A 25477-nucleotide genomic window follows, 5' to 3' on the forward strand; every position below is an offset into this window, starting at 1 on the left:
GTCACGCTCAATACGGATCGACCGCATCGCGCAATCCATCGCCAAGCGCGTTGAACGCGAAGACGGTGATAAGCACGAAGCCGACCGGCGAGAGGATCCAGGGATAGGTGCCGATGACCGAATAGGTCGCGGTGTCCTGCAGCATCAGGCCCCAGGAGATCAGCGGCGGTTTCACCGCGAAGCCGAGAAAACCGAGGAAGGATTCGAGCAGGACGACGCTGGGGATCGCCAACGTGACGGCAACGATGACGTGGCTCATCACGTTTGGGAAAATGTGCTGCATGATGATGCGGCCATCTGTGGCGCCGACCGCCATCGCCGCACGAACGTAGTCGATCCGCGCCAGTGCCAGGGTCTTGCCGCGCACCTCGCGCGACATCTGCGCCCAGCCGAGCGCCGACATGACGACGATGACGAAGGCCAGGAAGACATTCGTCGGCGCCGTCACCGGAACAAGCGACGTCAGCGCCAGATAAAGCGGCAATTGCGGAAATGCGAGCACCAGTTCGACGAAGCGCTGGACCCAGACATCGAATGTGCCGCCGAAATAGCCCGACACCATGCCGACTGTCGTACCGATCACGGTGACGATGAAGACCACGGTCAATGCGATCATCAACGAGATGCGCGAACCATAGATTGCACGAGCCAGCACATCGCGGCCGAATTTGTCGGTGCCAAGGAAATGCACCGGCTGGCCGTCGGTCGAGCCGAAGAAGTGCCGGTTCGCGGGAAGCAGGCCGAGCAGTTTGTACTCCGCGCCCTTGACGAAGAAGCCGAGCAACCGCGGATGGTCGTAGTCCGGCCCGACGACGGGTTGGAAGGTAACCGGGTCGAGGTCTTCCGAATCCGCCAGGGCATAGACGCGCGGCTGGAAGACAAAGTTGCCATCCTTGTCATGGAAGCTCATCATCTGCGGCGGGGCAAAGCCGACATCGGTCACCTTGGGATCCATCGGTGCGAAGAAGTCGGCAAACACCGCCAGCAGCACCAGAAATGCGACCAGGATGAGCCCGGCCATGCCGGTCCAGGACCGTTTCAGGCGGCGCCAGACGAGCGCGATGTAGCTCTCATTGCCGCGCGGCTTGATCTTGGCCGATTCCTCGGCAAGCGGCGGCAGCGAGGGCTCGAAGGCAAGCATCTCAGGACCCTGCATATTGGCGCACACGCGGGTCGAGCATAACGAGCAGCATGTCGGCGATGATGTTGCCAACGATCAGCGTCGCCGACAGCACCATCATGAAGGTCGCCGTGACATAGACGTCGCCAACCGCCATCGAGCCAACGATCGCCGGGCCAACGGTCGGCAGGGCAAAGATGATCGCCGTCTCGATCTCGCCGGTCAGCATATAGGGCAGCACCACGCCCTGATACATGACCAGCGGATGCAGCGCATTGGGCACTGCATGGCGCATGACGACCGCACCGCCGCTGAGGCCCTTGGCGCGAGCGGTCTCGACATATTGCGCGTTCAGCGTGTCGAGCAGATTGCCGCGCATCACCCGCATGTTGTAGGCGAGCCCGCCGAAGGTCGCGATGGCGACAACCGGCCAGACATGCCGGACGAGATCGACGAACTTTGCCCAGGACCACGGCGCCCCGCCAAATTGCGGCGAAAAGAAGCTGCCGATCTCGGAGACGTTAAACTGGAAGACCAGCAGATAGACGATGATCAGCGCCATCAGGAAGCGCGGTACCGTCATTCCGAGGAAGGAAATCGCTGACAGCGTACTGTCGATCCAGCTGTACTGCCTGGTCGCCGCCCAGATACCAAAGCCGATGCCCAGCACCGAAGCCAAGAGGTGGCAGACAAGCGCAAGCAGCAGCGTGCGCGGCAGCCGCTCGCCTACCACGTCGGCGACGGGCTTGTTGTAATACAGGCTGTGGCCGAAATCGCCGCGGGTGATGATGCCGCCGATCCAGTTCAGGTATTGGAGCGGAACCGGCTTATCGAGGCCGTGCTCCACGCTGTAAGCCTTCGCCTGAGCATCGGCCTCGGCAAAGGAGGCTCCACCCTGGTTGATGAGCTGCAAGCGGATATAGTCGGCATAGTTACCCGGCGGTGCCTGGATGATCGCGAAGGTAACCACGCTCAAAATGGCGAGAACCGGTATTGCGGATGCTATGCGCATAAGCAGAAATCGCAGCATCGACCGTTTGCTCCTCGCTCAGATTCTCAGTTATCCCTCACCGCTGGCTTTGTCCCGGCCGCGCCAGCAGCGCGGCCGGGAATTTTCAAGTCAGGGGAGGAAACTCAGTTCGTCGGACCCTTGTCCCCGGGCTTTCCGGGAAGCTGTTCGGGAAACAGCTCATATTTCTGCTGCTTGTCGGCGGCCACCCAGACTCGCTCGCGGACGATCGAGTCCTCGGCCCAGTTGAACATGAAGATTGGCGTTCCCTGCGGGATATTGGAGAAACGTTTGTTGATGATCAGCGCGCCGGGATATTCGGTGAGCCCGACGGTATAGACATGTTCCGTCGAGATCTTCTGGAACTGCTTCATCAGGCTGGCCCTCTGGTCATTGTCCTGCGCCGAGACGAACTTGTTGACGATATCGACAAGGTCCTTCTCGAACGGCATCAGATCTACCTGGCCGTTTTCCGGAGCGCGGTGGTTCCAGCTGGTGCGTGGGCCGACCGGCGCCAGTTGCTCGGTGTTCTGCACGACCGAGGTGAGTTCCGTTTCGTTGCGCCTTATCAGCCAGTCGAAGCGCCCGGAGTAATTGGCCTGATCGCGCTGGGTACCGTTCAACCCGTTCAGGACAACGCGAATACCTAATTTCTCCATCTGACCGACGACGCCCTCCGCGAGGCTCTTGTCGGTGGTGTAATCGTTGTTGACGAGCATCACGATCTCGACATTCTTGCCGCCGGCGGTGCCGGCAGGAAAATTGACGAAGCCGTCGCCGTCCGTGTCCTTTAGGCCTGCCTTGGCGAGTTCCGCCTTGGCGCCTTCGAGATCGAAGGGGTAGTAGACCGTCGACTTCCGGTCGTAGAAGCTCGTGCCCGAGGAGAAGCCGCCGGGATAGATGGCAGTGAACGGACCCTTGACCAGCGAGTCGCCGAGCGCCTTGCGGTCGAGCGCCATGGTGACGCCCTTGCGGAAATCCTCGTTGCGGTTCAGCTCGCGTATCGCCTGTCCGCGCTCGTCGGGGTTGCCCCAGCCATTGGCTGAGAAATTCATGCGAAGATTATAGCCGATCAGCCGCGGGCCGAAGGCAAGCCGTGCCGGCGCGTCCTTTTGCGCTGCGCGCTTCAGCGAGGCGACGAAGTTCTCCGGCTGCTCCAGATTGGAGAAGTCTCCCGCCCCGGAGACCGCCTGAACGTCGCGGTCGGCCCAGGTCGACAATTTGTAGTGCAGTTCATTGAGATACGGCAGCTGGTTGCCCTTCTCGTCGACCTTCCAATAGTACGGATTGCGACGCATGACGATGATGTCGTCGGGGCGGTATGCCACCGGCACCCAGGCACCCATCACCGGCATGTTCATATATTCCGGCGGGAAGGCGTTCTTGAACTGCTCGTAGGTGTTCTTCGAATATTTCGGATGCTGCGGCTTGAGGATATGCGACGGGCCCGGACAGAAGGTGCCGTAAGCCATGGCGTAAAGGTATTGTTTCGGAAAGGCGTCCTTGAACGTCCACTCGACGGTGTAGTCGTCGATTTTCTTCAGCGTCGTGCCGACGCCGAAGGTCTCCTGCGTGGCACCGTTCAGCGGCGACACATTAGGGTCGATCACCTCGTCGTCCCAGTAGAACATCACATCGTCGGCGTTGAACGGAACGCCGTCCGACCATTTCGCGCCCTCGACCAGATGCATCGTCAGCGTGTGGCCGTCCTTGGACCAGTCCCAGCTCCTGGCGAGGTTCGGCAGCGGCTCCGTGTCCTTGGCCTCGACCTGGAACAGCGGCGCGGTGCGCGTCAGGCATTCGGAAAGGCCGATGTCGATGCCGCCCCAGCCCTGCGTCTGGCCGGCGCCATAGTTCCAGCCCTCCGGCCGGCCGCCGATGACATGACGCATCGTATCACCGTAGACACCGACGCCGTCCGGCATATTGCCGGTCTTGAAGACCAGCGGCTCCTTCGGTAACCGGTCCTTGACCGGCGGCAGCTTGCCTGCCTTGACGTATTTGTCGGTGACCCAATCGGGTTCGTGGTATTCCGGAAGTGCCTTGAACTCCAAGATGGAGTCGCGCGCGACGTACTTGATCTTTCCCTCGGCCGGAAATTGCGCGGGCACCGGCGGCACGGTCGGCTCGGATGCATACGCGTTCAGGGCCGAGGCCGAGACGCTAAGCGCCAGCCCGGCGAGAATGCCAATGTTTCGGAAATTCCTCATCGTCTCTCCTCCCTGTTGTTCAGGAGCGCGTTGACGCCGCTCCATTTCTCCTCGAACGAATGTACTTCCGGGTTCGGTGCCGAAAATTCCTCCCGAAAGCTTGCCGCGATCCGTCCTGGCGAAATTCAGACGGCCTGCTTGAGAGCCGTTTTTTCCGCACGTAGTTCCTCGATCGAACGGACGTCGCGCCGTGCCGCTCCGGCCCATTCACGGGTCTTGATCCTGGATTTCGAAAGCCGCTCCTTCGCGGCCGGCACCGCATCGGCATATTGAGGCAGCCAGCGGGCCTGGGCGACGACCATTTCGTCCACCATTTGCCAAACCTCTTCCGGCGTCGAAACCGCGCCGACCAGCGGATCGTGCAGGACGGCGAGCTTCAGCAGATCGATATCGCCGGAGATCGCCGCATGAACCGACATGCGCTGGACGTTGATCGAGGAAGTGCAAGTGGCGGCGCAGGCCTCCGGCAGGGTGATGCCTGCAGCCATGTTGATGCCGAAGCGATCGACGAAGCCGGGCGACTCGATGATGGCGTCCTGCGGCAGGTTGGTGACGATGCCGTTGTTCTTGACGTTGAAATGGCCGCGATAAACGCGGTTCGTCTCCAGCGCCTCGAGAATGTGGCTGGCATGCTCGTTGGAGCGCTTGGCGGGGTCTATCGGCCTGGCGGCGGATTCCAGAAATTGCGGGAACTCCGTTTCGAACCAGTTGCGTGTTTCGGTCGAATAACGAAGGTAGCCGCCGGTCTCGCCGTGGATCCAGTCGGACATGTCGATCCAGCGGGTGATTTCGTCCGGCCGCTTGCGATACCAGGGCAGGTATTCGGAAAGATGGCCGTTGCTTTCGGTCGAATAGACGCCGAAGCGCTTCAGGACATCGATGCGCAGCTTTTCCTGCTGCGAATAGACCGGATGCGCCTCGAAGGCGGCAACCAGTTCGTCCTTACCGATCTTGCGGCCGTTGAGACGCAGGTCGATAAACCAGGTCTGATGATTGATGCCGGAGCAGATGTAGTCGAGCTCGGTGCGCGACTTGGCGCCGAGCACTTCGGCGATCTGGTCGGCGCCATGCTGGACGCCGTGGCAAAGGCCGACGGTATCGACCTTGCCATATTCGATCGCCGCCCAGGTGTTCATGGCCATCGGATTGGCGTAGTTCAGGAATTTCGCCCCGGGCTCGGCGACTTCGAGGATATCCTTGCAGAAATCGAGGATTACCGGAATGTTGCGCTGGCCATAGAGGATGCCGCCGGCGCAGATCGTGTCGCCGACGCACTGGTCGATGCCATACTTCAAGGGAATGCGGATGTCGTCCGCATAGGCTTCGAGACCGCCGACGCGAACGCAGCTGATAATGTAGCGGGCACCCTCGAGGGCGGCACGGCGGTCGGTCGTTGCCGTAACCTTGGTCGGCAGCTTGTTGAATTCGACGACCCTGTCGAGGATCGACTTGATCATCTGGAGGTTGCGTTCGCTGAGATCGGTCAATGCGAATTCGACATCCCTGAATTCAGGAACGCACAAAATGTCGGTGAAGAGCTTCTTGGTGAACCCGACGCTTCCCGCACCGATGATAGCGATCTTGAAACTCATCAGCTTCACCTCGACCTGATCGAACGCTAGGGCAAAGGCGGCGAAAAGAGGCCTGGCCCGCCTGCCACATTATGCAGGCTGGAATCCGGCACTTCCTCCCATCCGCTCGTTGACCGCAGTTTCTTTTGCTTTTCTCGAGGGATTATGCGCCTTATTCGGCACGCGACCAGAGAAGGATTATGCTTTTAGGGGTAATTTTGTGCTGCGGAACTTGATCGACATCGGGCCGGCGGGCAGGACGGTATCGCTGCCGCGCGGGCGCCAGCGTCTACACACAATGCCGACAAGCACCGGCTATGAAGTACGCGAGAACGAGGTCTACGACTGGGATGGGCGCAAGCGCGGCCAGACGCCGTTTACCGTGCTCCAGCATACGATCAGCGGCACCGGCCGATTGCGCTACGAGAACCGGAACTACCGCCTGCAAAAGGGCGACACTTTGCTGGTTCTCGTGCCGCACAACCACCGTTACTGGCTGGCTAAGGGCGAACGCTGGGAGTTCTTCTGGATATCGATGAACGGCGAGGAGGCACTGCGCATCCACAAGTCGATCCTTGCCGCCGTCGGTCCGGTGCTGCGGCTGCAGCCCTCGACGATCGATCATCTCGCGGATTGCAGTGTGCGCCTGATCACCGGCGCGGTCTCGCCGGGAGCCGCCTCGGCCGTCGCCTATGAAGCCGCCATGGCGCTCTACGACGATGTCTTCGGCTCGCATGCCGTCACCGACGACAAGAGCGCCATGCAGCCGGTCATCGACCACATCAGGGCCAATCTCGACAGGCCGCTCCGCGTTGCCGATCTCGCCGAGATCAGCGGCCTGAGCCGCGCGCATTTCTCGCGCTGCTTCGCCGAGAGCGAGGGACTTCCGCCCGCCGAATTCGTGCTGCAGCAGCGACTGCAGCGCGCGGCGAAGTTGCTGACGAAGGCCGATTTCCTGCCGGTCAAGGAGGTCGCCATCATGTGCGGCTTCGAGGATGCCAATTATTTTTCCAAGGTCTTCCGCCGCCTCTACGGCATCAACCCGACGCAATTCCGCACCAACGGAATGTATGCCAGCCTGGGAACCGCCCGATAGATTGGCCCCGCTTGGCACCAGGTGAGGGAACGCTTTTGCTTCCCCTCGGTTTAGGACAAGAGAGCCCGCTCGCCGCTGCCGCACTCCGCTCTGGCGGAGATCAGGCCACAGATGTCAGGGGAGTGATCGATGAACAACCCCGATCCGAACAACCCGAATCCACTGCCGGACAATCCCAATCCGGAGCCGGCCCGGCCGCCTGCCCCGCCGGAGACTCCGCCGGGAGAACCTCCAGGCGTACCCCCGCCCTCGCCGGATCCAATTCCGACGCCGGACCAGGAGCCACTTGGAGTTCCTCCTGGCACGCCTTCCGAAATTCCTTCGGAGCCGACCTTTCCCGGGCCGACCGCCTGAAGGCGGTCGGAGTGGAGGATGGCAAGGGTGATTTGGCGGAGCGCTCGAAACGGGTCTTGCCATGGAACGTTTTGCGCTGGCGCTCATTCACCCTTCCATCACGAAATTCGGCGGCGGGCCCTGCAACCAACGGAGGTTAAAATGAAAGTTGGCAACTGCATGACAAAGGACGTCGACATCGCCAGTCCGCAGCAAACCCTGCGCGATGCGGCAGAAATGATGGGTCGCCTCGACGCCGGCGCGATGCCGGTGGGCGAGAACGATCGGCTTGTCGGCATGGTAACCGATCGCGACATCGCAATCCGCGGCGTCGCCCAAGGCAAGACACCTGACGCCAAGGTACGGGAAGTGATGAGCACCGAGGTCAGGTATTGCTTCGAAGACGAAGACGCGGAGGATGTTCTGCGCAACATGGCTGACCTGAAAGTGCGCCGCTTGCCAGTGCTAAACCGTGACAAGCGCCTGGTCGGCATCGTTTCGCTGGGTGACCTCGCCACCAACAGCGAGACCGCGACAGCAGGTGAAGCGCTGAGCGGCATCTCGCAACCCGGCGGCGAGCATTCGCAAACGATACACTGACGGCGCGCCACCGGCCGGCCTTTGCCACGACCGAACCGCCGGCTTGATAGACGCCGGGTCTGCCGGCGAAACAGTTCAGAGGCGAATTGGACTCAACCCGACGAGGAGCGAGCCATGATTACTATGAAGGCCGTCCGTATCCACGAATTTGGTGGACCGGAGGTTCTTTCGCTGGACGCGGTTCCGTTGCCTCAGCCGCATGACGACGAGGTCACGCTCAAGGTCTACGCGGCAAGCGTCAATCCCGTCGACTACAAGGTTCGCGAGGGCTCCTCGGGCGCGGATCTGCCCGTCACGCTCGGCCGCGACGTGTCCGGCGTGGTGGAACTGTGCGGCACGCGAGCCCATACGCTGAAGAAGGGCGATCCGCTATATGCCATGCTCGGCAACGACCGCGGCGGCAACGCCGAATATGTCGTCGTCAAGGCAACGGAGGCGGCGGCGAAGCCGCAACGCTTAAGCCACGCCGAAGCCGCCGCGGTGCCACTTGCGGGCCTTACCGCGTGGCAAGGCCTTTTCGATCACGGCGGCCTCAAATCCGGGCAGCGGGTCCTTATCCATGGCGGCGCCGGCGGCGTCGGTCATCTGGCGGTGCAGTTCGCAAAGGACGCGGACGCGTTTGTCGCGACGACCGTGTCCGCGCAGGATTTCGATTTCATCCGCGCGCTTGGCGCCGACCAGGCGGTCGACTACAAGAACCAGCGCTTCGAGGAGGTTGTCGAGGACGTCGACCTCGTCTTCGACCTGGTAGCGGGTGAAACACAGGACCGCTCGTGGGACGTGCTCAAACCCGGCGGGACGCTCGTCTCAACGCTTTCCGAACCGTCGGCGGAGAAGGCCCGCCTGCATTGGGCTCGCGGCGTTTCCTATTTGACCAAGCCTAACGCGGCGCAGCTTGCCGAGATCAGCCGCCTCATCGACGCCGGGAAGGTCAGGCCATTCGTGCAGGCAATCTATCCTCTTGAGGAAGTCGCCAGGGCCGAGGAACAGCTCGAGAAGCAGCACACGCGCGGCAAGATTGTGCTTCAGGTAGCTGCCTGAGCACTCGCCGAACAACAGGCCGCAGGCGAGTTTGCGGAGCGCTCGGACACAGGTCGTTTTCTGCTGTCCAGAAGCCCGGCGGCCGAGAGTTTGACACAGGACGGCCCGCCGGGCCTGGCCGGCTTAGGCAGATGCCGGTTGAAGCAGCATGCGCCGGGTTTGCCGGGATGCGCAAATCAAACAAATCAAGGAGATGCAACGGATTGTGAGGCACGTCACGACGACACCGTCGCACGGCCCCCGTCAGTTAACTGTGAAGCGAAGGGCACAGCGTTTACCGACAGGCGGGCTAGGTTCCTACCGGCCGCAAGCCGCAAAAAACCGCTTCAAACTGTCGGAAACCGGCGATAGGTTCGAACCATGTCTCAACCCGCCAATCCGATCTCCATTGCCCGTCGCGATCAGATGTTTCCAGTGCTGGCTGAGGCGGACCTGGACCGCATCGGCCGTTTCGGCGAATCCGTGTCCTATGCCGCAGGCGAACAGATCGTCACAGCCGGCGAGCTGGCGCCCGGTCTGATCGTTGTCCTGTCCGGCAAGGTGGATATCCTTCAGGGCGGCAGCTTCGGCCGGCGCGAAACAATCGTCACGCACGGTGCAGGCAATTTCGTCGGCGAGTTGGCGCAGCTTTCAGCCCGGCCCTCACTGGTGGATGTGGAGGCGATCGAGCCGGTCGAGGCGCTCGTCATCCCCTCGCAAAGGCTGAGGGACCTGATGGTGCAGGAAGCAAACCTCGGCGAGCGCATCATGCGGGCGCTGATCCTGCGCCGTGTCGGCCTGCTCGAGAGCGGCACAGCCGGCCCGATCATTGTCGGACCGGTCGACAGCGGCGACGTATTGCGGCTGCAAGGTTTTCTGGCTCGCAGCGGTCAGCCGCATCGCGTTCTCGATTCGGCTGCCGATCCCTGCGCCAGGACCCTGATCGAACGCTTCCATGTCGATATCCACCATTTGCCGATCGTGCTTTGTCCAAACGGCAAGCTGCTGCTCAACCCCGGAGAGAACGAGCTTGCCCGCTGCATCGGCCTGGTGAGGCCGATCGACGCCGGCAAGCTGTACGACGTGGCCATTGTCGGCGCCGGACCGGCCGGCCTCGCCGCGGCCGTCTACGCGGCTTCCGAAGGGTTGTCGACGATCGTGCTCGATTGCCGTGCCTTCGGCGGACAGGCGGGTGCCTCCTCGCGCATCGAGAACTACCTCGGTTTTCCGACCGGCATTTCGGGAATGGCGCTGATGGCGCGCGCTTACAACCAGGCGCAGAAATTCGGCGTCGAGATGGTGATACCGGACGAGGCGAAGCTGCTGGGCAGCGCAAGCGACAGGTCCGGTGCCCACTACACGCTCGCCGTCGGCGGCGGGGAGACCGTGCGGGCACGGTCGGTGGTGATCGCCAGCGGAGCGCGCTATCGCCGCCTCGACATGGCAAACCTGGCGCAATTCGAGGGAACCTCCGTGCATTACTGGGCTTCGCCGATCGAAGCGCGGCTTTGCGCCGGGCAAGAGGTAGCCCTGGTCGGCGCCGGCAATTCGGCTGGACAGGCTGCTGTCTATTTGGCGGCGCATGTGAAGAAGGTATGGCTGCTGGCGCGCGGCAGCAGCCTGGATGCGAGCATGTCGCGCTATCTGGTGGAGCGCGTCAGGGCACAGCCGAACATCGAAGTGCTGGCTGAGACGCAGATCACGGCGCTGGAAGGCGCCGACGGCAATCTTGGCAAAGTGCGCTGGCGCAACCGCGACACCGAGACAACACGTCCGATCCGCCACCTCTTCCTGTTCATCGGCGCCGATCCGAACACCGACTGGCTGGCGCAATGCGGCGTGGCGTTGGACGCGAAGGGCTTCGTTCGCACCGGGCCTGACATTGGCCAGGAACGTGGTGCTCTGGAGACGAACCGCGGCGGCGTGTTCGCCATCGGCGACGTGCGCTCCGGCTCGATCAAGCGCGTCGCCGCTGCCGTCGGCGAAGGCGCCCAGGTGGTTGCGGCGCTGCATGCATATCTCGGGCGAAACGGCAGCCTAGCCGTGGCGCCACAACTGGTCAGGAGCATATGATGGCAGACGAATGCAGGCACGCCGGGGACATTCGCGACGTGACGCCGAGCGCGCTCGGCTGCGAGGAATGCCTGAAGAGCGGTTCGCAGTGGGTGCATCTGCGGCTCTGCCGCACATGCGGTCACGTTGGCTGCTGCGACGACTCGCCCAACCGTCATGCCACCAAGCATTTTCGGGCAACCGGCCATCCTGTCATCGAAGGCTACGATCCGCCGGAAGGCTGGGGATGGTGCTACATCGACGAAATCTTCCTCGACCTCGGCGACCGCACCACGCCGCAAAACGGACCGATACCGCGCTTCATTTGAGCTTTTTTTGCCAGCGGGCCGCTAGAGCAATTCGAGAAAAAGTGTGAACGGTTTTCGTCCGCAATTGCGTCAAAAAGGATGGAGCTGTTCGGCGTTTCCGTGAAGAACTGTTCTAGTCCAGGGCTGCTTCGGCCGGAGGGGGCGTATCGCGTCCCTTTGGTGGTGCCGATGACCGCTCGCGCATTTGCCTGACGGTCTGGAGGACACGATCGGCAAGAGATGCAAGCGCACCCTGTGCCGTGCGCGTCCCGATGACGGATTCCAACGTAACCGCCTGCGTCGAGAATTTGTGTTTGAACGACTCTGCTCCACAGAGGAAATCGACCATGCTCAAGCCGTGATCGATCGACCACTGCACGTAATCCATCAACAGGATCACACCCGGCGACGCCCGGGCGAAATCCGGATCGAATGTCGTCACGAAGGCCATCATTACGTCGTGCTGGACGAAGTTGATCGACACCGCGACCATCACGCCATTGCATTCGAGGACGAAGATATGCAGCACGCCGGCGCGCGCCAACGCATCGACGAGCGCGGCGAGTACCGGCACGCCCTCTTCGAACAGGTCTGACTCACGCATGCGCTCGGTCAGCCATTTCCGCTTCAAGGCCGCGAGGCGCTCCAGTACCGGTTGCAGCGGCTCGTCGGGGGCAAGCAGGCGAAATCTCACCTCTCCGGTTTCTTCCAGCGCTTTGATGCCGCGCCGATAGTTCTGGCGCGTCTTTTTCGACTGGTCCGCGAACCATGCCGCTCCGCTTTCCCATTGTCCGGCAACGCGATAGCTGACTTCCGTTCGGTGAAAGTGACGAAGCCTGATGCCGCCGAAAGCTCCCGGCGTGAAAATTTTGCGGGCCGCCGCATCCGGCGAGAGACGACTGATCAAGGCAAGATCGAAGCCACCTGCATCGCAGAGTTGGGTCCATAGCTCCTGCAGCGCCGACAACGAGCATTCCGGGGCAACGAGAATATCCCCATAGTCGGTATAGCTGCCGGCCGCCCATTCGAGAAACCGCAGCCCCCTGCGCCTGCCGATCGCCAGCGGAACGACAGCAACGAGTTTCTCGCCCTTCCAGACCAGGCCGATCCGCAACGCGCGCTGGCCACGGCGTTGTACGGTACTCCACCATGCCGAAATCCAGGCATGGCTTTGAAAGATCAGCCCGTCGGTACGATGCCAAAGGTCCATCCAAGCGGCTTCGACCGCAGCCAGACGATCCGCCGAACGGACGATTTCCAGGCGCTCCGCGCCTAGGACGTCGATGGAAACAACAGTGTTCATGAAGGAGAACTGTCCTGTGGCTGCGCGACTACATTGGGCCGCCTGTGAAACAGTCGCATGACATGCCTTGCCATCTTCTTGAGCGGCAGGATGTAGAGCCCAAAGAGCGACTGATAATCGCGCACATCGCGATCGATCAGGCCAAATTTCAGGTCTTCATCCGGTTCCGGGACAAATTGCGTTCCGAACAGACGATCCCAGAACGAAAAAAGCAGGCCGAAATTCTTGTCATAATGACGAGGGTCGATGCTGTGATGCACCTGGTGCCAGTGCGGACACAGGATGATGTTGTTCAACGGGCCGAACGAGATCTTGAGATGCGTATGACGAACAAAGTCCATCATCAGGATGTTACGGATGATGTAGACGTTGATGCCGAAGATAGCGACCTCTACCGGGTCGAGTGCGATCAGGCTCCAGATACCGAAGCAGATGCCCGGAATGACGCCATCCCACATGCGGTTCATCAGATCGTCCAGCGGATGAACCCGGTCCTTGGTGATCCCCACCATCACCTCGGCCGAATGATGTACCTTGTGCAATTCCCACAGGAACGGGAAACGGTGCTGGGCGACGTGGTAGAGGTAGTATGAGATATCATAGGCGACCAGCATGGTTGCGGTGAAGATGACGATCGTCACTGGTCCCGCCGGGCCGCCGAGAAGCGGCGCGTGGATGTTAAGGAGCCAGCCAATTGCCTCGCGTGTGCCATAGCCCACCGCGACGACGAAGGTGACGCCGGCAGGAATAAGCAGGAAAGGCATCATCGCCCGTTTCGTGATCCAGAACAGGGCGTCAGCTCGCGCCGACGGGTGCAGGATGACTTCCTGGGGAAAGGCGAAGTCGAAAAAATCCCTGAGGGACTTATGTTCGGCAGTTCGCCAGTAGGCGATCACCGCGCTGCCCAGTGCGGTGAGGAGAAGCAGGCCGAGCGTGGTCAGATTGACGTTCGAAAGCTTTTCCACAATCGCTCTGACAAATTCGGAAAACATCGTTGCAGCGGCTCCTGGTCGTAAGAAGGCAGTCTGGGGTCGTACGAAGGCGATCTGGCGAATAGCAAAGCACAAAACTCCCGCCAAACTCGCCACGCCGCCTGCAACCAGTGGCTGTTGCAGACGCAGCGGGCAAAGCAGGCTGGATGGTGCGAGACTAGCAGATCAACGGTAACGAAACCGCTAAATGTCCAAACGTAATTAATGTCGAATACGGCTGGAACTCGCCCGGCAACTCTACGTTGGCGCCGGTTTTTGCCGTTGTGGCGGGTGAATTGGGGCAAGATGGATATGGATTCCGGCTTCGCCCACTTCACCGTGCCAGGCGAGGCGTTCGGCCTGCTGCCTGGTGCCAAAGCGCAGTGAAACCCAACCGCCTTGCCCCGGCATGTCACCGCCGGCGCCGACGTCGAGCGCAGCGTCAGGAAAGCGGATGGCCAACAGCGCCTCGCCGCCGCGCAATACCGTGACCGTATCTTCGTGCCGGTCGGCATGGAGGCCGACGGCCAGCTGGAAGACGATCTCGGACTGACGCCCGCCGCCGAGCAGTTGGTCGGTGATGAGGATGCCATCGACCTGGCGCGCCAAAGTGCGCTGATGCACGACGCCGAAGCGGCTTCTATAGCCATCATGCCGGGCGCTCAGCCTCCAGTGCGGTCCCGGCTCGCTCTCCACCAGCGCTGCGACTGCCTTGTGCGACCAGTTGAAATTTCCAGCGATGGTACTTTGGCTCTTGCCCTCGATGTTCAGCGTGTTGTGCGCTGGTGTGGAGCGGAACCAGTCGCGCCATGCGCCTCCCGAACCGTAGAGCCAGGTGCCTGGATCGACCAGCACCGGCTCACCGTCGATGCACAGGGTGAGCGACAGCGCGTCGGCATGGCCGTGCGCCGCTATCGAGAGATATCCGAGCGGTCCATGGTCGAACGTCAGTTCGACATTGCGGCCATTCATTGCTCCGCGCCAGACTGAGAGCCCGCCTTGCGGGAATGTCTGCAAGCCCTGCACCGCGGGCGCCGGACCCGACGGCGCACCAAAGAAAAGCGAACGAAAGTCGTCGGGCTCCGGCGCGTTGCCCGGCGTCCCCAGTAAGCCTTGGATGGCGGACGCGACGGATCGGATATAGTTCGGCTCATCCCCCAGCTTCAGCACGTGGCCCTCATCGTCGTCGCCGAAGCGGGCGGCTTTCTGTGGCAGCCAGCCGACGAAATTAGCGAAGGCGCCCAGACGCGCTTCGACAGCCGAGGGAAACGGCGTTCCCGCCTGGCGTGCCGCGGCGGCGCACAGCAAGATGAGTTCGGCGCTGAAGGCTGCATAGGTCGGTGTTTGCTCGGCACCTGCGCCATCGGCAAGTATCTGCTTGTGCGTCTCATTCAGGAGGGCGCCGCGGGCGATTTCGGATCCGGCCCCGAGCGCCAGGCCGGCCAGATATTCGCCGGCCAACTCTGCGACGAGATGGTTGTTGGCGGAGGAATATCGCGACGGAAACCGCGGCAGCCAATAGGCGCTTGCCGCGAGTATCTCACCAGCTTTCCGCAGCGTCGCTGGGTCAAGCTGGTCGCCGACGAGGTCCAGGGTGACGATCAGGCTGATGGCCCGCAGCGCTACTTCGATGCCGGACGCCCAGCCGATGCCTCGGAACGGTGGATTGGCGGAGTGCCAACTGCCGATTGCCGCCTCGATGGCACTCCGGGATCGATTGTCCTCGCCGAGGAGCAGGTGTGCAGCCAGTGGCGGCAATTGCTGCAGCCGGTTGATCTCCCAGACATATTTTATATCGCCAAGGTCGCCGCCATGGCGAAAATCGATGTCGAAAGTATGAGCCTCGGGGCCAGGCCAAAGCCTGCCGGTCACCGGATCAAGACGCCAAAGCTCGGCAGGAAACAACAGTTCGGGCTCACGCTTTGGCCATGTCCGCCCGAGTGCAGAAAACCGGCCCTGAAGCATCTCTTGCGCGGCCGCTGCTATGGCTTGCCGTTGGGCGTCGGTCGCCGCCAACGCAGCATAGCGAAATCCGGGCAGCACTGGGTGCAACCGCGGCGATGGATAGCGCTCCCACCCATCATCGCGGCGGCGCGACGCGATCCTTCGACGTTGCTCGCCCAGCCTGTGCAGCACCTCGGCCGGTCCCATGCTGCGCAATCGGTTGATGTACCAGCCGATTCTCATGCACGCCCCGTCAACGTTTCGGTCCTTGTATACCATGCCGTCGAAAAGCTGCGGGCCGGCAATCTTCTTTCCTGTTCGTTGCGGTTAATATCTCCGGCGACCATACGGAGAGAGCGATGCGGAAAGCGGCGTGTGTTGTTGCCTGGGTGCTCGCCTTGCTTGTGGCGGCCGACGCAGCGCCCATCCCTCTCAAGCGCGGCATTGGCGTGCATCAGTGGCTCAACTGGTCGCCGGTGGAAAAAGACGGAACCTACGTTTGGCCGCCCTATCGCAGCGAAAAGGAGTGGCTTGCGGGAAGCAGGCCGCTCGCCGACTGGCCGTCCGGGGAGGTGTTTGCCCACATCCGATCGATGGGCTTCGACTTCGTCCGGCTGAGCGTCGATCCCGGCCCGCTGCTTGCCAGCGAGGGCGCCAAGCGGCAACAGGCGCTGGACATACTTGCCGCCGCCGTCGAGCGGATCACGTCGACCGGCCTCAAGGTGGTTTTCGACCTGCATGGCGTCACTCAGGTTCCCGACTACAGCATGGAGATGATCTATGGCGGCGCCGACAGCGAGGGCGTTGCCCGCTATCGTCAAATGGTTGTGGCGGTCGCCGCCATGCTGGTCAAGATAGGCACCGACAAAGTCGCCCTCGAACCTTACAACGAGCCCGCATACTACCCTTGCGATGCGAGCGGCAGCGATGACTGGCAGCGGATCATGGCAGGGACCGTCCACGACATTCGAGCGGTCAGCAGTGAACTTACCATCGTTGCAACCGGCGCCTGCGGCGGCAGCATTGCCGGATTGGTCAACCTCAGCCCCGGCTTTGATGACCCAAACCTCTATTACAGCTTCCATATGTATGAGCCGCACAGCTTCACCCACCAGCGGCCCGATGACACAATCAGCTTTGCTTCGGGACTTCCCTGGCCGGCCGACAGCAGTACACCCGAAGTGGTGACCGAAACCCTTAGAGCGCGGATGGAGGCTGCCGGCTTGAGCAGGGTCGAGCAGGTCATGAACATGGCCACCGCGCGCCAAGCAATCGCGAGGTATTTCGAGCAGAACTGGGGCCAGAGCCAACTGGACGCGAGCTTTCGCCAGGCTGTCGACTGGGCTGAAGGCCATGGCATCCCCAGCCGGCGGCTCTTCATGGGCGAATTCGGCGCTATCCTCATGTCCGCGGACGGGCGCATGGGGGCCTTTGAGGCCGACCGTTCGCGCTATCTCAAGGCAGTGCGCCAAGAGGCCGAACGCTTCGCGATCCCATGGTCTGTCTGGGAGTTCACCAATCCCTATGGGATGAGCCTCATCCCGCCCGATGGTCCCCCGGTTCCCGACCCGGAGATGCTGCAGGCATTGGGCCTGCCATAGGTGCCATCACTCGCCCTCACCAGCGAACAACCGGTGGCAACCCCTGACCGCCAGGCTCCATCGAGGATGGCCCGTGGCAGCTTTCTCCCGGTTGGGTTGTGTCGGCACGAAGTGTTTAACACATTTGTTGTACTGGAGTGAGGAATGCGCGCCTAGGGGGAAACAATGTGTGGAATTGCCGGATGGATCGGTCGAAGGGCTAAAAATCCACAAGAGCGGGCCGCCAGAATGTCAAACGCATTGCGGCATCGCGGTCCCGATGCCGAAGGCACCGAGATATTGGACCTGAATACCGGCGAGCAACAATTGGCATTGGTCCATCGCCGCCTGGCGATCATTGACCTAGCGCCCGAGTCGAATCAGCCGATGCAGATTGAGGACGGTCGTCTCAAAATAATTTTCAACGGCGAGATATATAACTACATCGAGCTACGCCAGGAACTGATCGGCCTTGGCCATCATTTTCGAACACGCTCCGATACCGAGGTGCTGCTCCGAGCCTACGATCAGTGGCGCTTGTCAATGTTCGACCGGCTGAGCGGCATGTTCGCCTTTGCACTCTGGGATGCTCAGAGGCAGGAATTGATCCTCGCCCGGGATCCCTTCGGGGAAAAGCCGCTTTACCTCATGCAAAGCGAAAAATTGCTGCTGTTTGCCTCGGAGATCAACGCATTGCTGTCATCGCAGCAAGATGCTCAGGAACTCGATCTGGATGCCGTGCACGAGTATCTGAACTGGCGTTATGTGCCGGGACCGCGCACGCTTTTCAAACAGATCCGCAAACTCAATCCCGGAAGCTATGCTGTCTGGTCGCAAGGGGTAGTCAAGGAAACGCGCTACTATACGCCTCCGGACCAGGCGGCCCTGACCGAGCGGATCGACGGAAAAACCGCAAAGCGGCGATTTCTGGAACTGCTCGACCATTCCGTCGAGATTAGGATGCGCAGCGATGCACCTTTTGGGGCCTTTCTCTCCGGAGGGCTCGACTCCTCGGCTATCGTCGCGCTGATGGCTAGGCACAGCGCCACGCCCATTCGCACGTTTTCTGTCGGGTTCGACGACGCAGCCTATAGCGAATTTGCATTCGCCCGACGCGTTGCCGATCATTTCAAGACCGATCATTGCGAACTTGTAATCCAGCCAGGCGATCTGATGGATCACCTGCCGGCGATGGTTCGCCAACGCGGGGCACCTGTTTCGCAAAGCAGCGATATTCCAATTTACCTGATGTCGGAGCGAGCCTCGCAAGAGGTCAAGATGGTGCTCACCGGCGAAGGAGCCGACGAGATTCTCGGCGGCTATCCCAAGCATCGCGCGGAATCACTGGCCGGGATCTACCAGTCGCTTGTCCCAGCCTCGCTGCACGATAACGTCCTTTCCCCTGTGGTACGCGCGATGCCGGGCGCGTCGGCCAAGGTCGATACGTTTGCCCGCACCGCGGGCGAAAGGGACTTTGCCGCCCGGATGGTCTCCTGGTTTGGAGCCGTTTCCGCGCAGCAGCGCGCTTGCCTGATCGGTGCGTCCGCAAGTCGCCGTTATGAGCACAACGACTTTCCGTTCTCGTCAAGCGCTGCGGCCTCCCATCTTCGCCGCGTGCTGTTTTTTGATCAGACGTCGTGGCTGCCTGACAATCTCCTGGAACGAGGCGACCACATGATGATGGCGGGTTCAATTGAAGGAAGAATGCCGTTCCTCGATCGCGACCTGGTTTCGTTCGTCAGCAAATTGCCCGATCGCTACAGGCTGGGTTGGTTGCACAGCAAGCAGATCCTGCGCGACAGCATGGCCAATATCCTCCCGGAGGAAATTCTCAGCCGCCGCAAGGTGGGGTTCAAGGTACCGGTCGCCGAGTGGTTTCGCGGATCGATGAGGAACTACGTGCATGACCATCTTTGCTCGCCTCACTCCGTCATTCGCAGCTATCTGAGTCCGAAACAGCTTGATCAAATCGTCTCCGAACACACCACGGGCGCCGCCGACCACGAAAAGCTGATATGGGCGCTGTTGAATTTGGAGATATTCCACCGCGAATTCAGGCTCGAAGCGCCGCCGCGATCATCGGCCTCAACGCTTGACCGGTTGACGGCTTGACGCGGCCGACCGCCAGACATCGCAGATTGCGCCGACAAACGGGGCGAGCTCAAGCCGTTCCCGATGCACGGCCATGGCACTGGCACCAAGCCTTGCCCTCAGTGCCGGGTCCTCCACGAGGCAGCTCAACGCGTCGGTCAACGCTGTAACATCGCCTGGCGGCACCAGCAGCCCGGATTGCCCGTCGGTGATTATGTCTTCGACCGCGCCAACCGGGGTCGCCACCACCGCCAAACCGGCTGCCATGCCTTCGATCACCGACATCGGCAGATTTTCGGCGAAGGAGGGAAGAACCAGAATATCGGCCGAAGAGATCAGCGATGCGACATCGTCAGGTCCCACCCAGCCTGGAAAGGCGATCCGGTCTGCAATCCCCAGCGCGGCTGACTTTGTCCGCGCCGCCTCGACCTCGCCATCGCCGGCAATCGTGGCGCGCCAATTCTTGACAGGGCTCATGCAGTGCAGTGCCTCGAGCAATTGCGGTACGCCCTTGCGGTCGCCGATGCGGCCGAGGAACAGGATATGCACATGGTCGCCGCCGCCGACATGCGCCAGCGACGGGACTTCGGTCGCATTGGGCACGATCACGATATTGCCGGCTGCGCCCGGCGCCCGGCTGGCGACGAAATCGCGCCAAAGCCGACCCAAAACGATCACCCGATCGGCATGCTCGAACAAAGCTTTGATACGGCGGCTTATGAAACCGCGGTCGGCTTTCCAGAATGTCTGATACTGCGCCCCGTGCAAATGCAGGACATAGGGTATCGACAGCAGCCGTGCCCAGGCGGCGATCACCATCTTGCGGTAGGTGCTGCCGGAAACTGAGATGTTGATGTGAATGACATCTGCACGTCCAGCCACACGCGCTTTAAGCATCCGTAAGCAAAAGCCGAGCATATAGAAGATCGAAAGTCCGACATGCCCCGGGCCACGGCTGGCAAGGAAGCACACATCGATGTCGGCGATTTCTTGCCGTTCGAACTCCTGCTTCAGCGCCCCCATGATGCGGTCGATGCCGCCCTGCCCCGAAACGCCCGACGGCGTCGCGACCAGGACATGTATTTTTCGATCGGATATGAGGCGCTGCAACATGATGGTACCCTAAATAACACAGACCGGGTAACTGCAAAGCAAACGTTCCCAATAAGGTTTACGGCAAATCTTTTAGTTCAAACTGAATCTGTTCACCCTTCGCCGTCATCGCGCTGGATTTTCCGCCAGTCGGCGGCTAGTCGAAGGTGAGTTTTCCAGGGACACGCCCTTGCTGCTCCGTTCCACGCTCATTTATGCTCCGGCGATCCTGCTGACGCGAATTTCGGCGCTGCTCCTGCTGGTCGTCGTCACGCGTTTAATCGACCAGACCGAGTATGGCCTGCTCACCCTGGTGGTGACCGTCGGTGAAATGACCGACATTGCCGTCACCAACTGGCTGCGCATCGCCTTGCTCAGGCTTGGCGGCAAGGGCGAGGTCAGCCGCGGCAGCCTGATGCTGGCGGGGCAGGTGTTGCTTGCGACCACGGCCCTGGCGCTGGTCATATCGGTAGGCGCGTCGGCGGTGATCGTGCCTGAACGCTGGGTCGAGTTCGCGATCGCGGTCTGCGGCTATCTGGTCGCCGGGTCCATCAGCCGCTTCGCCTTGACGGTGCTGCAGATGCAGCAGCGCCATTCGGTCTATTCGATGCTAGAAGCCCTGCGTGCCCTGCTGCAACTCGCGTTACCGATCGGCGCTATCCTTGTCTTTCAGGACAGCTTTCTGACGGTGTCGCTCGGTTCGAGCCTCGGCGCCTTGATTGCCGGCATCGTGGCGGGGATCATGGCATCCCGACGCGTCGTTACCGGTCCGCCGCGTTTCACCCACAGAGACTTCTTTGCGCTCGGTGTGCCGCTGATCATCATGGCGCTGGTTGGGTTCGGGCTCAACAGCGCGGAGCGTCTGTTCCTCAAGTTCTATTACGATGCCAGCGCCGTGGCGATCTTCGCCGCAGCCTATGCGTTAGCCCGCCAACCGATCGATATGGTCGCCAACGCCATCAACATGGGCGCCTTTCCCGAGGTGGTCAGCCGCTTCGACGAGGACGGGCCCGCGGCATCGGGTCGGTTGCTGTCGCAGTTGATGGCCTTGATGATGCGGCTTTGTCTGCCTATTGCAGCGATGCTGGTTGCGCTCAGCGGCGATATCACTGAGCTCATGCTGCCCTCGCAATATCACGGCCGCTTCGGCCTGCTGTTTCCGATCATTGCCTTCAGCGTGCTGTGCGCCAACCTCACCAGCTTCGTCTATGGCGTCGTGGTGCACGCGCACAAGCGGCCGTGGCTGCTGATCATCGCCAACCTCTTCGGCTCGGTGGCAACAATCGCATTGTCCCTGCTGTTGATCCCCCCGATGGCCGAGATCGGCGCCGCTTTGGCATTGGCGGGCGGCTCGATGGTGGGCTCCATAACCTGCATTGTCATCAGCGAGCGGCTCACGCCGGTGCCGGTGCCGTGGCGCGACATCGGTGTCTCGGTAATCATCTCGCTCAGCACGGGGGTGGCCGCCAAGCTTGCCAGCATGGTGGCCGGCGACGTGCCGGCGATCTTCTCGCTTGTCGCCGGCGGCACCGCCGGCGCTGCGGTCTTCTTCGGGTTGACCTCGTTGTTCCATCCTGTAGCAGCGACGCAATTCGTCGCCCAGCTGCGGGCGCGGCTGCGGATCGCGTAAGGCGAAGTTCAGGGCCGACGCCTGTTTTGTGAGGGAACGCGAATCTATAAACCGGCGTTTCGGCGCCAGCGACGCTCCCACAACTCCCGACAGAGCAGCCCGGCATAGGCAGTGTTGGTATCGTAGTAGCGGCGCCACAAGCGTCGCGGCTCCTGGACGACGCGGAACAGCCACTCCAGGCCGGCCGCTTGTATCAGCCTCGGCGCACGGGCAACCTTGCCGCCATAGACGTCGAAACTGCCGCCCACGCCCATCACGAAGCTTGGGGCGAGTTCATCGCGGTAGCGTTTGAGAAAGCGTTCCTTGCGCGGTGTCGGCATGGCCACCAACAGGCAGTCGGCATCCGAGGCGTTGATCGCCGCGACGATCCCGGCCTCGTCCTCCGGCTTGAAATAGCCGTTGCGCGTCCCCGCTATGCTGAGGCTCGGATGGTCATTGGCAAGTCTCGCTACGACCGCATCGAGAACGTGCTGTTCGGCCCCCAGCAGATACGGCCTGAATCCACGCATCGCGCAGAGGCTCAGCAGATTGATCATGATGTCGACGCCCGCCACGCGCTCGGGCAGCGCGACGCCGCACAAACGCGCACCCCAAAGCACGCCAATGCCATCGACATTGACGACGTCCGCCCCGGCCACGTCGTCGCGCAGTTCGGCATTCTGGCGCATGGTCACCAGCTTGGCGACATTCACGACCACATGGTGCAGCGGCCGCCGCAGGGTCATCGCCTCTTCGGCGATGGCCAGCGTCTCTGCCATGGTCAGCGCATGGATAGGTGCGCCAAGGAACTCCCGGCGCCGTGACGCCAACAGGGAATGCTGCGCCCATGCCGGGGCGTGCGCGTTCATGCGGCCTGCTCCCTTGCAAGCGGCACTTGTGCGATCTCTGGTTTCTTGCCTTCGATGCGGGCGTCCGGCTTGCGCGCCTTGCGCCACGTCCACAGGCCCCTCGTATCGACGAGCTTCTTGTCCTTGAGCGCTTCGGGGTCGACCAGATTGAATTGCCGATGGTCGACCAGGAGGACGACGATATCGGATTTGTCGATGGCCGAAAGTGCATCGGTGAACACGATGCCCCTGCCCTCGAGCTCGTGCGGCAGCGCATTTGTGTTGGGTTCAGCCGCAATGATCTTCACATTGGGGATATCGGACAGAAGCTTCACCACTTCGACGGCCGGGCTCTCGCGCAAATCGTCGATGTTGGCTTTGAAGCTGAGGCCAAGACAGGCGATCGTCTGTTTGCGGGAGGGATCGAGCAAGGCCTCGATATCCCTGACCACCGACATGGGCCGCTCGGAATTGATCCGGCGTGCCGAAGCCATCAGCCGCGTGCTGTTGGGTGCGGCATCGATGATAAAATATGGATCGACCGCAATGCAGTGACCGCCAACGCCCGGGCTCGGCTGGAGGATGTTCACGCGAGGGTGCCGATTGGCGAGATCGATCACTTCCCATACATTGAGCGACAGATCCTGACACACTGCGGCAAGCTCGTTGGCAAAGGCGATGTTGACGTCGCGGAATGCGTTCTCCGTCAGTTTCACCAGCTCAGCACTTTCGGCCGTTGTCATGAACAGGTCGCCGGTGACGAAGGTCGAATAGAGTGCCGCGGTCCGTTCCGACGATTTGCGGGACAATCCACCGATCGAGCGATCATTGTTGATCAGCTCGGTCAGCACCTTTCCCGGCAGCACGCGCTCCGGCGAATAGGCGACCAGCACATCGGCGTCTTCGCCATGCTGGACAGGAAATTTGAGATCGGGCCGCAATTCGGCAAGCAGCCCGGTCATGATCCGCGTGGTTCCGACCGGCGATGTCGACTCCAATACCACAAGGTCTCCCCGCTTCAGCACTGGGGCGATGCTTCGTGCCGCCGCGAGCACGTAGGTGACGTCCGGCTTATGGTCGTGGGTCATCGGGGTCGGCACGGCGATGATATAGGCGTCCGCCGGCTGCGGCGTGCTGTAGGCCATGAGCTTGCCGTTCGCCACGACCTTCTGGATCAGACCGTCAAGGTCCGGCTCGACGATGTGGATTTCGCCGCGGTTGACCTTCTCGACCACCGCTCCGTTGACATCGACGCCAATGACATTGAGCCCGCGGCTGGCGAAAATGGCGCAGGTCGGCAGGCCGATATAGCCCATGCCGATTACGGAAACGGTTTTGATTTCAGCCATGATGCAGCAGTTCCTCAACAATCCGGTTACTGGCCCGGCCATCGCCATATGGGTTGTGTCGTTCCGCCATGCCGCGATAGGCAGCCTGATCGTCGAGCAGGCGATTGGCGTTGAACAGGATTTTCTCGACATCGGTGCCGACAAGACGGGCGGTGCCGGCCACGATCCCCTCGGGTCGCTCGGTATTTTCGCGCATTACCAGCACCGGCTTGCCGAGTGAAGGCGCTTCTTCCTGCACGCCACCGCTATCGGTAAGCACCAGATAGCTCTGCTTCTGCAGGTACAGGAACGGCAGATAGTCCTGCGGCTCGACCAGGTGGATGTTCGGCACGCCTTCCAGCTCTGCGTTGACCACTGAGCGCACATTGGGGTTTGGATGGACAGGGTAGACGATCTGCACGTCTCCGCGCGCCGCCAATCCCTTCAACGCGGTACAGATGCGCTGGATGCCGCCGTCGAAATTCTCGCGGCGATGGCCGGTGACGAGGATCATCTTCTTGGAAGGGTCGAGGAAAGGGAAGCGGGCAGCGAGCTTCGCGTTCATCAGCCTGTCGGCATCGATCGCGCTTGAAAAATGCAACAGTGTATCGATCACCGTGTTACCGGTCACAAAGATGGTGCTTTCGGCTTTTCCTTCGGCGATGAGGTTGTCGCGCGCCTGAACGGTCGGCGCAAAATGCCAGGTGGCGATGTCGCCGGCAATCTTGCGGTTCAGTTCTTCAGGAAACGGCGAGCTGATGTTGTGGCTTCGCAATCCTGCTTCGACATGAGCGACCGGGATACGCTTGTAGAAGGCAGCCAGAGCCGCGGCCATCGCCGTGGTGGTGTCGCCCTGCACCATGACGATATCGGGCTTGGCCTTGTCCAGCACCTCGGCCATTCCCAGGAGCACGCGCGAGGTCACGTCGAACAGCGACTGGCCGGGTTGCATGATGTTGAGATCGTGATGCACAGGCAGGCCGGTCAGCTCGACAACCTGGTCGACCATTTCGCGATGCTGGGCGGTTATGCATATTTCGGTGATGAAGCCTGGATGAGCAAGGGCGGCACGCGCCACTGGAAAGCATTTGAGTGCCTCCGGCCTCGTGCCGAACACGATCAGCAGTTTCTGCCTCGATGGCAGTTTTGGACGTGAAAGGACGTTCATCGCTGATCCTGGTCGCCTGCAGCCTTCGGGATATGCCGACTATTGCCCGCACGAGCTATAATAGCGTCGAGAAGCGCCTTCGTGATCTCAATTCTTAATATATGATTAACAACCAAGGCCGCGTTCTCCCGGCTTAACTCTTGTGAAAGGTTGGGCTGACAAGTAGTCTACGGTAGTAGTCTTGAAAAAGAATATATTGGATTGACTAATATTTTAATCATCGG

The 25477-nt window shown here is 61.3% G+C and carries 19 protein-coding genes; 8 read left to right on the plus strand and 11 right to left on the minus strand.

What is annotated here, in order from left to right:
• Positions 1-7 precede the first annotated feature (7 nt).
• The 4 genes from NKJ35_RS26780 to NKJ35_RS26795 all read right to left on the minus strand — a co-directional run bounded on the left by NKJ35_RS26780 (position 8) and on the right by NKJ35_RS26795 (position 5931).
• Complete coding sequence (locus NKJ35_RS26780; RefSeq protein ID WP_254819490.1) at positions 8-1141, minus strand: ABC transporter permease; 1134 nt, start codon at positions 1139-1141, stop codon at positions 8-10.
• Position 1142: 1 nt separating this feature from the next.
• Complete coding sequence (locus NKJ35_RS26785; protein ID WP_352650414.1) at positions 1143-2150, minus strand: ABC transporter permease; 1008 nt, start codon at positions 2148-2150, stop codon at positions 1143-1145.
• Positions 2151-2254: 104 nt separating this feature from the next.
• Positions 2255-4339: an ABC transporter substrate-binding protein gene (locus NKJ35_RS26790; protein WP_254819492.1), complete on the minus strand. Its 2085-nt coding sequence runs from the start codon at positions 4337-4339 to the stop codon at positions 2255-2257.
• A 125-nt stretch (positions 4340-4464) separates the two neighbouring features.
• Positions 4465-5931 carry an alpha-glucosidase/alpha-galactosidase gene (locus tag NKJ35_RS26795; RefSeq protein ID WP_352650416.1) on the minus strand — a complete coding sequence of 489 codons (1467 nt, stop codon included), beginning with the start codon at positions 5929-5931 and terminating at the stop codon, positions 4465-4467.
• A gap of 277 nt (positions 5932-6208) precedes the next feature.
• Between NKJ35_RS26795 and NKJ35_RS26800 the strand changes: the two genes are divergently transcribed.
• The 5 genes from NKJ35_RS26800 (at position 6209) to NKJ35_RS26820 (ending at position 11340) form a co-directional block, all read left to right on the plus strand.
• Complete coding sequence (locus NKJ35_RS26800) at positions 6209-7006, plus strand: AraC family transcriptional regulator (protein ID WP_352475745.1); 798 nt, start codon at positions 6209-6211, stop codon at positions 7004-7006.
• A 495-nt stretch (positions 7007-7501) separates the two neighbouring features.
• Complete coding sequence (locus NKJ35_RS26805) at positions 7502-7939, plus strand: CBS domain-containing protein (protein WP_352650457.1); 438 nt, start codon at positions 7502-7504, stop codon at positions 7937-7939.
• A gap of 114 nt (positions 7940-8053) precedes the next feature.
• Positions 8054-8980, plus strand: coding sequence for an NADP-dependent oxidoreductase (locus NKJ35_RS26810; protein ID WP_352650418.1), 927 nt, complete (start codon positions 8054-8056; stop codon positions 8978-8980).
• Positions 8981-9340: 360 nt separating this feature from the next.
• Positions 9341-11032: an FAD-dependent oxidoreductase gene (locus NKJ35_RS26815; protein ID WP_352650420.1), complete on the plus strand. Its 1692-nt coding sequence runs from the start codon at positions 9341-9343 to the stop codon at positions 11030-11032.
• Positions 11029-11340 carry a UBP-type zinc finger domain-containing protein gene (locus NKJ35_RS26820; RefSeq protein WP_036238601.1) on the plus strand — a complete coding sequence of 104 codons (312 nt, stop codon included), beginning with the start codon at positions 11029-11031 and terminating at the stop codon, positions 11338-11340. The genes NKJ35_RS26815 and NKJ35_RS26820 overlap by 4 nt, the downstream gene beginning before the upstream one ends.
• Positions 11341-11452: 112 nt before the next feature.
• Here the strand turns inward: NKJ35_RS26820 and NKJ35_RS26825 are convergent, their stop codons facing one another.
• From NKJ35_RS26825 to NKJ35_RS26835, 3 genes are all read right to left on the minus strand, one after another.
• Positions 11453-12286, minus strand: coding sequence for a GNAT family N-acetyltransferase (locus NKJ35_RS26825; protein WP_352650422.1), 834 nt, complete (start codon positions 12284-12286; stop codon positions 11453-11455).
• Between the two features lie 332 nt (positions 12287-12618).
• Positions 12619-13614, minus strand: coding sequence for a sterol desaturase family protein (locus NKJ35_RS26830; protein ID WP_352650424.1), 996 nt, complete (start codon positions 13612-13614; stop codon positions 12619-12621).
• A 237-nt stretch (positions 13615-13851) separates the two neighbouring features.
• Positions 13852-15780, minus strand: a complete 1929-nt coding sequence (locus NKJ35_RS26835; RefSeq protein WP_352650425.1) for a heparinase II/III family protein — start codon at positions 15778-15780, stop codon at positions 13852-13854.
• 116 nt (positions 15781-15896) lie between these two features.
• Between NKJ35_RS26835 and NKJ35_RS26840 the strand changes: the two genes are divergently transcribed.
• Together NKJ35_RS26840 and asnB are read left to right on the plus strand one after the other, a co-directional pair.
• A complete protein-coding gene (locus tag NKJ35_RS26840; protein ID WP_352650427.1) occupies positions 15897-17138 on the plus strand; it encodes a glycoside hydrolase family 5 protein in 1242 nt (413 codons plus the stop codon).
• A 165-nt stretch (positions 17139-17303) separates the two neighbouring features.
• Positions 17304-19229 carry an asparagine synthase (glutamine-hydrolyzing) gene (asnB, locus tag NKJ35_RS26845; RefSeq protein WP_352650429.1) on the plus strand — a complete coding sequence of 642 codons (1926 nt, stop codon included), beginning with the start codon at positions 17304-17306 and terminating at the stop codon, positions 19227-19229.
• On the opposite strand, the gene NKJ35_RS26850 is transcribed toward asnB, so the two are convergent.
• Positions 19203-20321 carry a glycosyltransferase family 4 protein gene (locus NKJ35_RS26850; protein ID WP_352650431.1) on the minus strand — a complete coding sequence of 373 codons (1119 nt, stop codon included), beginning with the start codon at positions 20319-20321 and terminating at the stop codon, positions 19203-19205. The two genes, asnB and NKJ35_RS26850, sit on opposite strands and share 27 nt — an antisense overlap.
• A 169-nt stretch (positions 20322-20490) precedes the next feature.
• Here NKJ35_RS26850 and NKJ35_RS26855 point away from each other — a divergent pair, with 169 nt between their 5' ends.
• Positions 20491-21930: a lipopolysaccharide biosynthesis protein gene (locus NKJ35_RS26855; protein ID WP_352650432.1), complete on the plus strand. Its 1440-nt coding sequence runs from the start codon at positions 20491-20493 to the stop codon at positions 21928-21930.
• A 44-nt stretch (positions 21931-21974) separates the two neighbouring features.
• On the opposite strand, the gene NKJ35_RS26860 is transcribed toward NKJ35_RS26855, so the two are convergent.
• Genes NKJ35_RS26860 through wecB form a run of 3 tightly spaced genes read right to left on the minus strand, consistent with a single transcriptional unit; the run spans position 21975 to position 25253 of the window.
• Positions 21975-22778 (minus strand): WecB/TagA/CpsF family glycosyltransferase, encoded by an 804-nt coding sequence (locus tag NKJ35_RS26860; RefSeq protein ID WP_352650434.1) that lies wholly within the window; start codon positions 22776-22778, stop codon positions 21975-21977.
• On the minus strand, positions 22775-24106 hold the full coding sequence (gene wecC, locus NKJ35_RS26865) for a UDP-N-acetyl-D-mannosamine dehydrogenase (RefSeq protein ID WP_352507205.1): 1332 nt from the start codon (positions 24104-24106) through the stop codon (positions 22775-22777). The genes NKJ35_RS26860 and wecC overlap by 4 nt, the downstream gene beginning before the upstream one ends.
• The gene (gene wecB / locus NKJ35_RS26870) at positions 24099-25253 is read right to left on the minus strand and encodes a non-hydrolyzing UDP-N-acetylglucosamine 2-epimerase (RefSeq protein ID WP_352650436.1); all 1155 of its coding nucleotides are present in this window, start codon (positions 25251-25253) and stop codon (positions 24099-24101) included. The genes wecC and wecB overlap by 8 nt, the downstream gene beginning before the upstream one ends.
• Positions 25254-25477: the final 224 nt, after the last annotated feature.

This window comes from Mesorhizobium sp. M0136 (assembly GCF_040322515.1).
GTDB lineage: Bacteria > Pseudomonadota > Alphaproteobacteria > Rhizobiales > Rhizobiaceae > Mesorhizobium.

What these genes read in the sequence shown, in the direction of transcription:
- NKJ35_RS26780 (WP_254819490.1), bottom strand. Translation starts at nt 1,141, where the DNA reads ATGCTTGCCTTCGAGCCCTCGCTGCCGCCGCTTGCCGAGGAATCGGCC.
- NKJ35_RS26785 (WP_352650414.1), bottom strand. Translation starts at nt 2,150, where the DNA reads ATGCTGCGATTTCTGCTTATGCGCATAGCATCCGCAATACCGGTTCTC.
- NKJ35_RS26790 (WP_254819492.1), bottom strand. Translation starts at nt 4,339, where the DNA reads ATGAGGAATTTCCGAAACATTGGCATTCTCGCCGGGCTGGCGCTTAGC.
- NKJ35_RS26795 (WP_352650416.1), bottom strand. Translation starts at nt 5,931, where the DNA reads ATGAGTTTCAAGATCGCTATCATCGGTGCGGGAAGCGTCGGGTTCACC.
- NKJ35_RS26800 (WP_352475745.1), top strand. Translation starts at nt 6,209, where the DNA reads ATGCCGACAAGCACCGGCTATGAAGTACGCGAGAACGAGGTCTACGAC.
- NKJ35_RS26805 (WP_352650457.1), top strand. Translation starts at nt 7,502, where the DNA reads ATGAAAGTTGGCAACTGCATGACAAAGGACGTCGACATCGCCAGTCCG.
- NKJ35_RS26810 (WP_352650418.1), top strand. Translation starts at nt 8,054, where the DNA reads ATGATTACTATGAAGGCCGTCCGTATCCACGAATTTGGTGGACCGGAG.
- NKJ35_RS26815 (WP_352650420.1), top strand. Translation starts at nt 9,341, where the DNA reads ATGTCTCAACCCGCCAATCCGATCTCCATTGCCCGTCGCGATCAGATG.
- NKJ35_RS26820 (WP_036238601.1), top strand. Translation starts at nt 11,029, where the DNA reads ATGATGGCAGACGAATGCAGGCACGCCGGGGACATTCGCGACGTGACG.
- NKJ35_RS26830 (WP_352650424.1), bottom strand. Translation starts at nt 13,614, where the DNA reads ATGTTTTCCGAATTTGTCAGAGCGATTGTGGAAAAGCTTTCGAACGTC.
- NKJ35_RS26835 (WP_352650425.1), bottom strand. Translation starts at nt 15,780, where the DNA reads ATGAGAATCGGCTGGTACATCAACCGATTGCGCAGCATGGGACCGGCC.
- NKJ35_RS26840 (WP_352650427.1), top strand. Translation starts at nt 15,897, where the DNA reads ATGCGGAAAGCGGCGTGTGTTGTTGCCTGGGTGCTCGCCTTGCTTGTG.
- asnB (WP_352650429.1), top strand. Translation starts at nt 17,304, where the DNA reads ATGTGTGGAATTGCCGGATGGATCGGTCGAAGGGCTAAAAATCCACAA.
- NKJ35_RS26850 (WP_352650431.1), bottom strand. Translation starts at nt 20,321, where the DNA reads ATGTTGCAGCGCCTCATATCCGATCGAAAAATACATGTCCTGGTCGCG.
- NKJ35_RS26860 (WP_352650434.1), bottom strand. Translation starts at nt 22,778, where the DNA reads ATGAACGCGCACGCCCCGGCATGGGCGCAGCATTCCCTGTTGGCGTCA.
- wecC (WP_352507205.1), bottom strand. Translation starts at nt 24,106, where the DNA reads ATGGCTGAAATCAAAACCGTTTCCGTAATCGGCATGGGCTATATCGGC.
- wecB (WP_352650436.1), bottom strand. Translation starts at nt 25,253, where the DNA reads ATGAACGTCCTTTCACGTCCAAAACTGCCATCGAGGCAGAAACTGCTG.